A 293-nucleotide genomic window follows, 5' to 3' on the forward strand; every position below is an offset into this window, starting at 1 on the left:
ATGCAAATTCTGAAAGCCTACAAGTTCCGACTCGAACCGACCGCCCAACAAGCGCAACGCCTGCGCCAGTTGGGCGGTTGTGCTCGTTATGTCTGGAATCACGGGCTGGCAGAGACAAAGCGCATTCTGGATGCTGGCGAAAAACTGCCTTCTGCCTTTGAGCTGAACCGGATGCTCACCAGTTGGAAGAAAGACCCAGAAATGGCCTTTCTGACCGAGGCATATACCGACAACCTCCAGCAGAAACTCAAAGACTTGCACGGCGCGTGGATGCGCTGCTTTGATAAAAAACT

The 293-nt window shown here is 52.9% G+C and carries 1 protein-coding gene; it reads left to right on the forward strand.

Annotation, left to right across the window (positions count from 1 at the left end; genetic code table 11):
• On the forward strand, positions 1-293 hold a 293-nt coding region (locus MUW49_RS08105; RefSeq protein ID WP_244812593.1), incomplete at both ends, for a helix-turn-helix domain-containing protein.

Origin of the sequence: Aeromonas sp. LsrichE-8G, assembly GCF_022869435.1 — a bacterium.
In the GTDB taxonomy this organism is placed as follows: domain Bacteria; phylum Pseudomonadota; class Gammaproteobacteria; order Enterobacterales; family Aeromonadaceae; genus Aeromonas; species Aeromonas caviae.